Raw genomic sequence first — 13,861 nt, 5'->3', positions numbered from 1 at the left:
GCCTGATACACCGCTATCGCAGGCAAGCCAGCTCCCACAATTTACTGTGTTGAACTTGAGAATATTGATGGCCTCACTCACCCTCACCGACCTTGGCTGGACCCCACCCGGCCACGACCACTGCAATCATCGCTTCCAGCTGCGGGATGCCGGGCTGCAGGTCGGCGCGGGCGAGTTTGTCGGGCTGATCGGCCCCAATGGCAGCGGCAAGACCAGCCTGTTGCGCTGCGCTTATCGCTTCAGCAAACCCGAACGCGGTGACGTGCTGCTCGAACACCAGAATGTGTGGAAACAAAGCGCAAAATGGTGCGCACAACGCATCGCGGTGGTGCTGCAGGAGTTCCCCGACACCTTCGGCCTGCGCGTCGACGAAGTGGTCGGCATGGGCCGCACGCCCCACAAAGGTTTGTTCGATGGCGACACACTGCACGACCAGCATCTCATCCGCCAGGCGCTGGAATCGGTCGGTATGCACGGTTTTGAAGACCACGCGTTCGCCACGCTCTCGGGCGGTGAAAAACAGCGCGTGATCCTCGCCCGCGCCTTGGCGCAGCAGCCGCAATTGTTGATCCTCGACGAGCCGACCAACCACCTCGACCCACGCTACCAGTTGGAGCTGCTGCGGCTGGTCAAGCGCTTGAACATCGGCACCCTGGCCAGCATTCATGACCTGAACCTGGCCGCGGCTTTCTGTGACCGTTTATACGTGATCAACCATGGGCGCATTGTCGCCAGCGGCACGCCTCACCAAGTGCTGACCGCCGAATTGCTGCGTGATGTCTTCGGCGTCGAAGCCTTGATCGACGCTCACCCTTTGGCCGGCTACCCCCGAATCACCTGGATAACCCAACCATGATCCTGCGCTCCCTGTTGTCTCTCGCGTTGTTGTTCGGCACTGCCCAAGCGTTTGCCGAAGCCACCCATTACCCGGTGACCGTCAAAAGCTGCAACCGCGACGTGACCTTTCAGGAAGCGCCGAAATACGCGGTCAGCCACGACATCAACATGACCCAAATGATGCTCGCCCTGGGGCTCAAGGATCACATGGCCGGCTACAGCGGCGTTACCGGCTGGAAGTCGGTCACGCCGCAAATGGCCGAAATCCTCGACGGCCTGCCGGAGTTGGCGAGCAAATACCCGTCGGTGGAAACCCTGCTCAACGCCAACGTGGATTTCTTCTTCGCCGGCTGGGATTACGGCATGCGCGTGGGCGGCGATCTCACGCCGCAAACCTTGCAGCCACTGGGCATCAACGTCTACGAGCTGACCGAGTCCTGCGCCTTCGTAATGAAGCGCCCGGCCGCGACCCTGGACGACACCTATAACGACCTGCGCAACCTGGGCAAGATCTTCAACGTGCAGGACCGCGCCACGGCCTTGATCGCGCAGATGCAGGCGCAAGTGGCCGAGGTGCAACAGCACCTGCCCGCCGACAAGCCTCGGGTGTTCCTCTATGACAGCGGCGAAGACCGCGCCATGACCTCCGGCCGCCTGGGCATGCCGCAAGCGCTGATCACCGCCGCAGGCGGGCGCAATATCCTCGATGACATCGACGCCAGCTGGACCCGCGTCAATTGGGAAACCGTGGTGGAGCGCAACCCGCAGGTGATCGTGATTGTCGACTACAGCGAAATCACCGCCGCGCAAAAAGAACAATTCCTGCTGGATAACCCGGCGTTGCAGTCGGTGGACGCCATCAAGAATCAGCGCTTTATCGTGATCCCGTATGTGCAGGCAACGCCAGGCATCGACAACGTGCTGGCGGTGGAAACCCTGGCCAAAGGGTTCCACGGCGAATGATCAGCCGCCGCTATGCTCTGCTGCTGAGTGCGCTTGGCGCGTTGTTGCTGGTCTCTTGCGTGATCTCGCTGGGGTTTGGCTCGGCGCGGGTGCCGGCGGACGTGGTGTGGCGGATTCTGCTCAACAAGGCCTTCGGCCTCGGTGACGTCAACTGGAGCACCGGCCAGGAACATATCGTCTGGTTGATCCGCGTGCCGCGCATGTTGCTCGGCGCACTGGTCGGCGCCGGGCTGGCGTTGATCGGCGCCGTGTTGCAGGCGGTGACGCGCAACCCGCTGGCCGACCCGCACCTGCTCGGCGTGACCTCCGGCGCCACTCTCGGCGCGGTGATCGTGGTGTTGCACGTAGGGGAAGTCGTCGGCTTGCTGACCTTACCTATCGCCGCCTTCATCGGTGCGCTGCTGAGCATGCTGGTGGTGCTGGCCGTGGCCAGTCGTAACGGCCGCCTGGAGAGTGATCGCCTGCTGTTGTGCGGCGTAGCCGTGTCATTCGTGATGATGGCGGTGGCCAACCTGCTGCTGTTCATGGGCGACCATCGCGCCGCCTCGGCGGTGATGTTCTGGATGCTCGGCGGCCTGGGCCTGGCGCGCTGGGAACTGTTGGCGATCCCCACTGCGACTGTGCTGCTGGGGCTGTTGATACTGGTGGGCATGGCGCGGCCACTGAACGCATTGATGGCCGGCGAACAGACCGCCGTGACCCTGGGCATGAACGCACGTTCTGTGCGTTTGAAGGTGTTCCTGGTGGCGTCGTTGATGACCGGTGTGCTGGTGTCCATCAGCGGCTCCATAGGCTTTGTCGGGCTGATGGTGCCGCATATTGCGCGGCGTCTTGTGGGCGCTGAGCACCGGCGCTTATTGCCGGTGTGCGCGTTGCTGGGCAGCCTGTTCCTGGTGTGGGTTGATGTCGCCGCCCGCACCCTGATCGCCCCCGAAGACTTGCCCATTGGCGTGGCGACGGCGGCGATTGGCGGGCTGTTTTTTATCGGGTTGATGCGTAAGCGCTGAACTCAGAGTTCGTCCCGATTCCGTTCATACCAGAACTCTTCGGGTTCCGGCTCTGCCTCGCTCCACTCCTCACCCAATGGCCCAGCAACTCTCCAGAAGGCATCGGTGACCAGCACTGACAATTTGCCCAAGGTTCGCAATCGCGCAACGAACACACGGGGCACCGGTGCCATACCCGGGGCAAGCAATCGGTCTTCAGATGCCGTAAACGCCGGTACGTACTTGAGCAGCGCACCATTGCGGCAGGACAGATAACAACTCTCGGCGTCAGGGGCATTCGCCCTGGCTACCGACACGTAGTCGTGAAGATCGTCCTTGGCAACGAAGTTACCCAAGAGTTCTTTATCTATCGCTTCAAAGCTGGACGTCGACGCAATGGCTTTATAGAACGCCTGCACAGCGGCGATTTTGTAGGTACTCAGTGTATTTTCAGGCGGTACATCAAACCCGGCATGATCAGCCCAGAACAACAATTCCAGGGTACTGGTACTTCCCGTACCCTGATCTTCCACCGGGTCGAGCGCGACGTACCCCGGCGTTTGCCCCGGCACCAGCACAGCGCCCAGGTACTGCTTGCCCTTGAACGGTGCAACCAAGCCTTGTGCATAGCGGGCCGCATCATCGGTGTAAGTAAACAGCGGGCCGCAGAACGAATGAAAATGCGGATCGTCGGCGAAAGCATGAGGCGCTTTATTCGGCTCCCAATGCTCAGTGACCCTCTCTTTCTTACCCCAGACCTCACTGGTCACCCGAATGTACAACTTCCCCGCGCCCGCAAGGCGGCGCACATAATCACGTACCGTAAGGGAGGCATCGAGCAATTGTGTGCGTTCGATATGTGCCTTGCTCGTCCATGGGTACAACGGCGCCGTTTTGGGAAACTCATACGTGAGCAGCGCACCGTCGCTGCACAACAGATACAGCGTCGGAGCACTGCCGTTACGTGCATAGGTGACAACGTTGAGTGCCTTGGCGATGTACTGGGGCGGGAAAAAACTGCGCGCCATTTCATCATTGCTACCGGCGATGGCCACGGTCGAAGCACAGAGATACAAACCATCAAACACATAGCCCTGCGGCAATTGGCCGTCGATAAAGACCTGTTTAAAATCAGCAAAGTCGTCTCTGACAAGCGCCAGGGTTGCCTTATAGAACGGTTTGTTAGCCGACTTGAGTACGTAACCGAAGGCCACTTCGGTTTGAGGCTTCCATAGGCGTTGAGCGTAACGAACGGCATCGACCGCCCGGGTGAAAATCGGGCTGCAGGGCGCGTCCATGAACACAGCGCGAATATCCCCAGGATGGGTTGGCGGTATATTCGCCACAAAATCCCCCGCCAACTTTCTGGGCGGACCCCATACCCCATCGCCTTCTATCACGCTCAGATTGCCGGCTTTCACCACCTCGGTGATGAAGTCCTGCGGCGATAGCGTGCCACTGCGAAGTTGCTGCTCAATACTGTTGTCACCGTAATCACCCTTGACCTTGTTAAGTGGCGCGAGACGATCCTTGAGTCGCTCCTCCTCGGCAGAGCCCGACAGGTGGTAACTGAGGATCGAGCCACTGGGGCCAAACACATACTCACGGTTAAGGTGGGCCTCACGACGCAACAGGTTTGACAATACCGCAGTCGGTATCATGGTTTTATAGATGGCTTTTTGGGCGACGGACAACAACAACGGCCCCTCTTGATCTATCAAAGACCGATAGCGCGCAACAATCGTACTGTTCTGAGGGTAAAGCGCTAAATCAGCAGCCCGATCCGGGTATATCCAGTGTAATGCCAACCCTTGAGGTGGAAGCGCCAGTGGTTCAGTCGAGACAAACAGACTATTTCCCAGCCTGAGTATCACCCCGGCAAAACGCCGATAGTATCCGTTGTTCACCCTGGCAGCTGCGTAGCGGGCTGCATCGTCGGCACTCGCGAAGCAGGGGCTTAAACGCCGCGGCGTCAGGGTTGCGTAACTGCTCCAGCTAGGGGCGACCTGACCTTTTTTATCCCAGAACTGGCTGGTACGTACCACATGCAGCATTCCCTTCAGCGCCCACTCACTAAGGAAGCTCTGGGGTGTCTTCTCGCCGGAGTCCAATGCTTGCTGCGCCAGCGTCAACAATGTATCTGCCGGGCCGCCACTTTTGACGTCAAGCCGCGGGGGCTCATACCGCAACAGCGCACCATCGAGGGTGGAAAAGTACACCGACAGGTTGCTCGGGCCACTCCGAATAGCGGCATAAAGAGCAGAGAACAATACTGTTGGCGTGACAAAAAACAGCGTCAACCAGGCGTTCGACGTATTTTGCCCGACACGTGACCATTGCTGCGAGCGAAACAGCCCGTGCAATATAAAACCATCGGGTAGCTGGTAACCCCCCTCGGGCTTTAGTTCAAACAGGCTGTTGAGATTGAACAGTTCGCTCTCACTGACAACGCCCACTACCTCGCTGGCAATGTACTGCTCCTTGTCCCTATGCTTGAGGATGAAAGCAAAACAGGCCGCCTGCGCGAAGTTGCGCGCATGCACGCGTCCGTGCAGGTTACGGGCCGCCTCATCGGCACTGGCAAATACGGCACCGTAGGTGGTGTAGTCAGGTGGGCCCGATCTTGGTGCGTAGGAATAGTTAGGCGTCCAGTCGTTGTAGACCACCGAACGCTGGCCCCATAACGGGTTGCCCAGGATGATCTTGAAGTCCCCCGCCTCGGCCAGCCGCCGGACCCAGTCGGCCGGCCGGATCTGCCCGTTGTCTAGGCGCTTGCCGAGGCTGTTGTCGCCCGCCTGCGGGCCGATATTGGCCAGCAGCAACTGTTCCTGCGCCGAATGATTTGGGGTGTACTCCAACAAGCAATCACTGGCCCCCGACAGGTACGCCACGCGACCGGCCGGAATGATCGAGTACATTTCATCATCGGAGAACACTTGCAGGTTGATCTGCGCCTCCTCATGCGTCCAGCCGCGCCGCGCAACCCAGGACGGGCTCACCATCGACAGAGCGGTATGGGAACCGTAGCGGGCATGCAACACATAAGGCTCCGGCGGGATCAACGGCCCGTTACCGTCGCGTGGAAAAAACAGAGTGAAGGCAAATGGGTTGGCCGCACTGGACACTGGCTCAGTGATAACAAAACGGCCGTCTTCGCCCTTGAGTATATAACCGCCGTAGTAGCCGCCACGCCAGTTGTTGATTTGCTCATGGGCATACACCGCGGCATCGCGCGCCGAGAGAAACGAACGGCTAAGGGTTGCCTTGTAAAACGACTCTATCAGGTTCGAGCGGTTATCTACCCTCCCGACCTTGCGCCACAATCCTCCGGCCTGCACCACCGAAAGGTCCGTCGCCGCAATAACCCTGCGCACGTAAGCCCGAGGGCTCAACGTACCGGTGAGCATGGCCGCCTGAGCACCGTTATCGTTTAGCTCGCCCGTGTCGGTTTCCCGCACCAGATCGGTGGTGTTCGTGGCTGCGGGCACCCTGAAGCTCAACAGCGATGAATCCGAGGCCAGCATGTACAGCGACAACCCACGGGCCGGGCTCTGGCTGTCCTGGCTTGCGCGCGCTTGACGGGTGGCGGCCACCACCTGCGCCGGGGTGAAAAACGCACTGGCCAGCCAGGTTTCCCGGGCGGCAATTTCGCCGGTCTCGTACCAACTGCTGAAGTAAATGGCTTCCAGCCGAAATTGCGAAGGCAAGCGCAGCTTGCCGTCTGGGCGTTTTGGAAACACCAGGTTTGGCGAAAACAGTGGATCACCCTTGGGCAGTGCCAACGTCGCAACATACGCGTCATCACGGGAGTGCTTGAGTACAAAGCCACACCGGCCGCCCTCGCTCCCCGCCAGCGAAAGTGCACGCAACACCGCAAGCTCAGGCCGTGAAAACACCTGAGTAAAAAACGGTTGTTGCGGTGCAAGGGTCGCCGGCGTTCTGATCCGCCATGTGTTGCTTATACGCCCGCGAACGCCTCCCCATACCGGGTTGGCAATCACTGTCCACAACTCACCCGCCGCAGCCAGCAACCGGATGGGATGCTCGAAATCACTGCTGGTTTCACCCGGCCCGCCGCGCAGTTGCAGGTCCAGCGTTTTTTCAGCGATCGAGCCACTGCTGACATACTTGAGCAGCACATCATCTGGCCCGGACAAATAGTGGACTTTGGCGAGCGTTCTTTTTTCAAAGCTGAAGAGTTGATCGGCACCGGAATAGAAGTTGTTGAACACCTGCACCTGGTCCGCCGTGAAGTGTGGAAGTGCGCGCTTGATGCCCTCAGCATCGGCGGGATGAGAGTGGTAAAAGGCCTCGGCCTGGTAATCATCAGGGGCGATGAACTTGCCCTCACTGTCACGGGCCAACATGCGCCCGTGATCAAATTGAACGCGCTCTCCTGCGATGGGATCTGTGGCGTAGAAACGATTGCCGCGCTTGAAGACCACACCACCATACTCAATGTCACGACGCTGGCCGATCACCGCATGCGCCCAACGCGCCGCATCATCGGCGGTGATAAAGGCCGGACTGAACACCGGTAAGGGAATGCCAGAAAAGGGTCGCCAGTTCGCCTCGACCGTGCCGGTTTTGTCCCAGAGTTGGCTGCCCTTGCCGGGAGCGCTGGCCTTGAGCACCGTCAATTGTCCCGCCGCCGCCAGGCGCTGCACGAACTCACTCGGTTTGAGGCTGCCGGCGATCAAGGTCGAATCGATTTGGTTATCCACAATCGCGCCGTCAGGCTCAACACGATAAAGCTGCGCTTCGATAGCCGAGAATGAACAGGTGTAGCGCAACACCGCGCCATCTTCGGTGTTAAGAAATATCGACAGCCCGGACTGCTTGAGCAGTTCAGGCACCAATCGCCCCTGGTAAAGGTGCCGGACCAGTTCCGGGGGTGAAAAGAAATTGCGGTACAGCCATGGTTGCCGGGTCTGGGCCAATGCCGCATAGCCCGTCTTGCCCAGGCAAATACCGATCAAGTGAAAATGCGCAGGCAGGCGATGTTTGCCGTCCATGTCCTTGGGAAAAACCTCTTGCACCGAGGGCTGGCGGTCGACCGTGCCAGAAGGCTCGGTCACCCCATACAAGTCCTGGGTATCATGCTTGAGCAGGAACACATACGGGGCCGCCCCTGGCATAGCGGCCAGACGCGCCCGAGCGTGGCTGAGCGCATCGGTGAGGCTCGCCTGCACGGGGCCACAGGGCGGCAGCTCCTGGGTTTTGGTTTTGAAGGCCCGGTAGGGCGTCCATGTGTGGGGCACCTCTCCCGTAGAGCCGCCCCACACGGCGTTGGACACGACAATCGACAGCTGGCTGACGCTGGCGACTTTCTTGAATAGATTCTCCACCACACCGTCATAGCCTTCGGGCCTGCCGAACGGTTCCTTGTCCCGCAGCCACACGGCAAAACGCCGCTCGACCTCCGAACGGGTGGGGACGTGCTTGAACAACGAACCATCAGGGCCGGACACATAGAAGGCGCTGAAAAATACCGGATCCAGAATATTGCCGATCAAGTCAGGCTCGGAATAAAAGCTGTTCAGCGCCTTGATCTGACGATCTGAAAGCTCAGGGTTGTTGCTTTTGTACTGGGTGAAAAAGTCCGGGTGCGAGTGATAATCCGCCACGCACCGATAGCCCTCGGGATGCAGGAGCCGCTTATTACTGTCCTCGTTGAGAACCGTGCCCACATCAAAAAAATTCTCGCCGCCCTCAATGGGGTCGGTCGCGTAAAACAGATCGTCGGCCAGGCTTTGCATAATGACCCCGCCATACTCCTTGTCCTGCGCGCCACCCATCTGGTGATGGGCATACCGGGCCGCATCATCCATGCTGACAAACCCCGGCCCAACCGGGGGCAACTCCACCTCTGGCTTGGGGTCTGCCCCAAACCAGCCACGTTTGACTCGTGCCATCGCATCACCTTCCTATGACAGGCTTCATGGCGCCAGGATTGGCGGCCATAAAGCCCATCTTCGGCAATGGCAGGCGACCTGGGGTGCCAAATAGGCACCCCAACAAGTCCGCCCTCACGCGATGCCCCGTTTTGAGGCTTGCCCTGCACGGGGCCGCTTTAGCGGCGCCACACTGGTGCGCCATGCGACAGCGACTGGCGCCATAGCGCCCTGAAACCGGTACTGCACGGCGCAGGCACAGCCTTTGCAAAGCCCTGTGTATCTGCCCCACAACACTATCGGTTTACGGAGATCGCACCATGAAGCGTCGTAGCTTGATCAAGGCTTTCACTTTGTCGGCATCCATTGCCGCCATGGGTTTGACCTGGACCGTCCAGGCCGCAGAGACCATCAAGGTCGGCATCCTGCACTCGCTGTCCGGCACCATGGCAATCTCCGAAACTTCGCTTAAAGACATGGCCTTGATGACCATCGACGAGATCAACGCCAAGGGCGGTGTGAACGGCAAGATGTTGGAGCCAGTGGTGGTGGACCCGGCGTCGAACTGGCCGCTGTTTGCCGAAAAAGGCCGGCAGTTGCTGACCCAGGACAAGGTTGCCGTGGTGTTTGGCTGCTGGACCTCGGTGTCACGTAAATCGGTATTGCCGGTGTTCGAAGAACTCAACGGCCTGCTGTTCTATCCGGTGCAATACGAAGGTGAAGAGATGTCGCCGAACGTGTTCTATACCGGTGCAGCGCCTAACCAGCAGGCGATCCCGGCCGTGGAGTACCTGATGAGCGAAGAAGGTGGCGGCGCCAAGCGTTTCTTCCTGCTCGGTACCGATTATGTGTACCCACGCACCACCAACAAGATCCTGCGTTCGTTCCTGCATTCCAAAGGCGTAGCGGATAAAGATATTGAAGAGGTCTACACCCCGTTCGGCCATAGCGATTACCAGACCATCGTCGCCAACATCAAGAAGTTCTCGGCCGGCGGCAAGACCGCAGTGATCTCCACCGTGAATGGCGACTCCAACGTGCCGTTCTACAAGGAGCTGGCCAACCAGGGTTTGAAAGCTACCGATGTACCGGTGGTGGCGTTCTCGGTGGGTGAAGAAGAGCTGCGCGGCATCGACACCAAGCCACTGGTGGGCAACCTCGCGGCCTGGAACTACTTCCAGTCGGTGGAGAACCCGGTGAACAAGAAATTCGTTGCGGACTGGAAGGCCTACGCCAAAGCCCACAACCTGCCAGGCGCGGACAAAGCCGTGACCAACGACCCGATGGAAGCCACCTACGTAGGCATCCATATGTGGGCACAGGCGGTTGAGAAAGCCAAATCCACCGATGTCGACAAAGTCCGTGAAGCCATGGCCGGCCAGACCTTCGCCGCGCCGTCGGGCTTCACCCTGACCATGGACAAGACCAACCACCACCTGCACAAGCCGGTGATGATCGGTGAAATCCAGGCCGACGGGCAGTTCTCGGTGGTATGGCAGACCGAGAAGCCGATCCGCGCCCAACCGTGGAGCCCGTACATTCCGGGTAATGACAAAAAGCCGGACTATGCCGTGAAGAGCAACTGATCCGAGGGGTGTCGGCCCTTAAGGCTGACACACACCCTGTGGGAGCTGGCTTGCCTGAGATGCAGACAACTCGGTGTATCTGATACACCGCCATCGCAGGCAAGCCAGCTCCCACATTTGTTCGAGCAAGGCCCAAGACTATGCCCACTGCCCTTTACCGCCTCATCCTCGCCGCCCTGCTGTTGCTTCCCTTTGCCGCACACGCCAGCGACGCCGAAGACTTCATCAACGCCAACCCGATGCAACAAGCCAAGCTGCTCCAGGACTGGGCCGCCCAGCCCGACCCGGCGCGCATCGAGCTGGTGGACGCGCTGCAACAAGGCCAACTTAACGTCAACGGCGAAACCAAAACCGTGCGCCTGAACAACCGCCTGCGCGGCTTGATCGACAACGTGCAAGCCAGCCAGCAACTGCTCGCCGCCGACCCCAAGGTGCGCCTCGCTGCTGCGCAAACCCTGCAAAAAAGCGCACAACCTGCACAGCTCAAATTCCTCGACCAGCAAGTCGCCGCCGAGACCAACGAGGCCGTGCACACCGCGTTGAGCCTGGCCCTGGCCAACCTGCAACTGGTCGACCCCGACCCGGTCATTCGCCTCGCCGCCGTGCGCCTGCTAGGCAGTACCGGTGACCCGCTGGCGCGCACACGCCTTGAGGCGCTGCTGGCGCCCGGTGTCGAAACCGATGCCGCCGTGCACACCGCCGCCGAGACCAGCCTGGCTCAGGTCAAACGCAAATTGATGTTCGGCGAGATCCTCGGCCAGGCTTTCAGTGGCATGTCTTTGGGTTCGATCCTGCTGCTCGCGGCCCTGGGCCTGGCGATCACCTTCGGCCTGCTTGGCGTGATCAACATGGCCCACGGCGAGATGCTGATGCTCGGCGCTTACTCCACGTATGTGGTGCAGTTGATGATGCAGCGCTACGTACCGTCGGCCATCGAGTTCTACCCGCTGATTGCGCTGCCGGTGGCTTTCTTTGTGACTGCCGCGATTGGCATGGCGCTGGAGCGCACGGTGATTCGCCACCTCTACGGGCGGCCGCTGGAAACCCTGCTGGCCACCTGGGGCATCAGCCTGATGCTGATCCAGCTGGTGCGCCTGGTGTTCGGTGCGCAGAACGTCGAAGTCGCCAACCCCGAATGGCTGTCCGGCGGCATTCAAGTGCTGCCCAACCTGGTGCTGCCGTACAACCGCATCGTGATCATCGCCTTTGCCCTGTGCGTGGTAGTGCTGACCTGGCTGCTGCTGAACAAGACGCGCCTGGGCCTCAACGTGCGCGCCGTCACCCAGAACCGCAACATGGCCGCCTGCTGCGGCGTGCCCACCGGGCGTGTGGACATGCTCGCCTTTGGCCTTGGCTCCGGTATCGCGGGCCTGGGTGGTGTGGCGCTGAGCCAGATCGGCAACGTCGGCCCGGACCTGGGCCAGAGCTACATCATCGACTCGTTCCTGGTGGTGGTGCTCGGCGGCGTCGGCCAGTTGGCCGGTAGCGTGATGGCCGCCTTCGGGCTGGGCATCGCCAACAAGATTCTTGAACCGCAGATCGGCGCCGTGCTCGGCAAGATCCTGATCCTCGCGCTGATCATTCTGTTTATCCAGAAACGCCCGCAAGGACTCTTTGCACTGAAAGGACGGGTGATCGACTGATGAACCAGCCATTGATGCTTACCGCCGCGCAAAAGGCCGGCCCCAAGATCACGATAGCGGTGGGTACGGTGATTTTGGTCCTGCTGCTGGCGCTGCCTTTGTGCTCGCTGCTGTCGCCGGCAAATCCGTTTTACGTCTCGGCCTACACCCTGACGCTGGTGGGCAAGATCCTCTGCTACGCCATCGTCGCCCTCGCGCTGGATCTGGTGTGGGGCTATGCGGGGATGTTGTCCCTCGGCCACGGTTTGTTCTTTGCCCTCGGCGGTTATGCGATGGGCATGTACCTGATGCGCCAGGCGTCCGGCGATGAGTTACCGGCGTTCATGACCTTTTTGTCGTGGACCGAATTGCCGTGGTATTGGGTCGGCACCGAGCACTTCCTCTGGGCCATGTGCCTGGTGGTATTGGCACCCGGTTTATTGGCGTTGGTGTTCGGGTTCTTCGCCTTTCGTTCGCGGATCAAGGGCGTGTATTTCTCGATCATGACCCAGGCGTTGACCTTTGCCGGGATGCTGCTGTTTTTCCGCAACGAAACCGGGTTTGGCGGCAATAACGGCTTCACAAACTTTCGCAGCATTCTGGGCTTTGGCATCACCGAGCCGGGCACCCGGGCGGTGCTGTTTGTGGCCACCGTACTGTTGCTGGTCGCCAGTTTGTACACCGGATGGCGCCTGGCGCAGAGCAAGTTCGGCCGCGTGCTGACGGCATTGCGTGACGCCGAGAACCGCCTGATGTTCTGCGGCTACGACCCACGTGGCTTCAAGCTGTTTGTGTGGGTGTTGAGTGCGGTGCTGTGTGGTTTGGCAGGCGCGTTGTATGTACCGCAAGTGGGCATTATCAACCCCAGCGAAATGTCGCCGACCAACTCTATCGAAGCCGCCGTGTGGGTGGCCCTGGGCGGGCGCGGCACCTTGATCGGGCCGTTGCTGGGCGCCGGTGTGGTCAATGGCATGAAGAGCTGGTTCACCGTGGCCTTCCCGGAATACTGGCTGTTCTTCCTTGGGGCGCTGTTCATCATCGTCACCCTGTACCTGCCCAAGGGCATCATCGGCCTGCTGAAGAAATGAGGAACGTCATGCTTGAACCTATTTTCGATGCAGGCAGCGGCCGCGATGCCATCGGTATCGGCCAGACTGCCGGCAAGGGCCTGAACACACGCCACGGCACCATCCTGACCCTGGAAGACATCAGCGTCAGCTTCGATGGCTTCAAGGCGCTCAATGACTTGAACCTGTATATCGGCGTCGGCGAGTTGCGCTGCATCATCGGCCCCAACGGCGCGGGCAAGACCACACTGATGGACGTGATCACCGGCAAGACCCGCCCCAGCCACGGCAAGGCCTGGTTTGGCGAAACTCTCGACTTGACCAGCATGAGCGAAGTGCAGATCGCCCAGGCCGGCATTGGCCGCAAGTTCCAGAAGCCTACGGTGTTCGAAGCCCTGAGCGTGTTCGAAAACCTGGAGCTGGCGCAAAAGACTGACAAGTCGGTATGGGCCAGCCTGCGCGCACGCCTGAGCGGCGAACAGAAAGACCGCATCGAGGAAGTGCTCGATACCATCCGCCTGACCGCCTCGGCACTGCGCCCGGCGGGGTTGCTGTCCCACGGGCAGAAGCAGTTCCTGGAAATCGGCATGCTGCTGATGCAAGACCCGCAACTGTTGCTGCTGGATGAACCGGTGGCGGGCATGACCGACGCCGAAACCGAGTTCACCGCCGAGCTGTTCAAGCGCCTGGCGGGCAAGCATTCGCTGATGGTGGTGGAACACGACATGGGGTTTGTCGGTTCGATTGCCGACCACGTGACCGTGTTGCACCAGGGCAGCGTGCTGGCCGAAGGGTCGCTTGCACAGGTGCAGGAAAACGAGCGCGTTATCGAGGTTTACCTCGGTCGCTGACGCGCGCCGCTTTATGTGGGAGCTGGCTTGCCTGCGATAGCGGTGAGCCTGATAC

General features: G+C 60.2%; 8 protein-coding genes. 7 read left to right on the top strand and 1 reads right to left on the bottom strand.

Annotated features, from left to right (window positions below):
- Positions 1-67: 67 nt before the first annotated feature.
- The 3 genes from FEM54_RS09700 to FEM54_RS09690 are packed head-to-tail and all read left to right on the top strand — an operon-like array spanning position 68 to position 2,807.
- Positions 68-856, top strand: coding sequence for an ABC transporter ATP-binding protein (locus FEM54_RS09700; RefSeq protein ID WP_017136767.1), 789 nt, complete (start codon positions 68-70; stop codon positions 854-856).
- A complete protein-coding gene (locus FEM54_RS09695) occupies positions 853-1,800 on the top strand; it encodes an ABC transporter substrate-binding protein (protein WP_138450637.1) in 948 nt (315 codons plus the stop codon). Before FEM54_RS09700 ends, FEM54_RS09695 begins: the two co-directional genes overlap by 4 nt.
- Complete coding sequence (locus FEM54_RS09690; RefSeq protein ID WP_017136769.1) at positions 1,797-2,807, top strand: FecCD family ABC transporter permease; 1,011 nt, start codon at positions 1,797-1,799, stop codon at positions 2,805-2,807. The genes FEM54_RS09695 and FEM54_RS09690 overlap by 4 nt, the downstream gene beginning before the upstream one ends.
- Before the next feature lie 2 nt (positions 2,808-2,809).
- On the opposite strand, the gene FEM54_RS09685 is transcribed toward FEM54_RS09690, so the two are convergent.
- Positions 2,810-8,701 (bottom strand): DUF4329 domain-containing protein, encoded by a 5,892-nt coding sequence (locus FEM54_RS09685; RefSeq protein ID WP_138450635.1) that lies wholly within the window; start codon positions 8,699-8,701, stop codon positions 2,810-2,812.
- Between the two features lie 299 nt (positions 8,702-9,000).
- Between FEM54_RS09685 and urtA the strand changes: the two genes are divergently transcribed.
- The 4 genes from urtA to urtD all read left to right on the top strand — a co-directional run bounded on the left by urtA (position 9,001) and on the right by urtD (position 13,806).
- A complete protein-coding gene (gene urtA, locus FEM54_RS09680; RefSeq protein ID WP_017136771.1) occupies positions 9,001-10,266 on the top strand; it encodes an urea ABC transporter substrate-binding protein in 1,266 nt (421 codons plus the stop codon).
- A gap of 140 nt (positions 10,267-10,406) precedes the next feature.
- Entirely contained in the window at positions 10,407-11,909 is a 1,503-nt protein-coding gene (gene urtB, locus FEM54_RS09675; protein ID WP_099548121.1) for an urea ABC transporter permease subunit UrtB, read from the top strand.
- Positions 11,909-12,976 (top strand): urea ABC transporter permease subunit UrtC, encoded by a 1,068-nt coding sequence (gene urtC, locus FEM54_RS09670; RefSeq protein ID WP_138450633.1) that lies wholly within the window; start codon positions 11,909-11,911, stop codon positions 12,974-12,976. Before urtB ends, urtC begins: the two co-directional genes overlap by 1 nt.
- On the top strand, positions 12,973-13,806 hold the full coding sequence (urtD, locus tag FEM54_RS09665; protein WP_017136774.1) for an urea ABC transporter ATP-binding protein UrtD: 834 nt from the start codon (positions 12,973-12,975) through the stop codon (positions 13,804-13,806). Before urtC ends, urtD begins: the two co-directional genes overlap by 4 nt.
- Positions 13,807-13,861: the final 55 nt, after the last annotated feature.

The sequence above is a fragment of the Pseudomonas edaphica genome (genome assembly GCF_005863185.1).
Taxonomy (GTDB): domain Bacteria; phylum Pseudomonadota; class Gammaproteobacteria; order Pseudomonadales; family Pseudomonadaceae; genus Aquipseudomonas; species Aquipseudomonas edaphica.
Note: the sequence above shows the minus strand (reverse complement) of the source record. Positions and strands in the feature narration are given on the sequence as shown.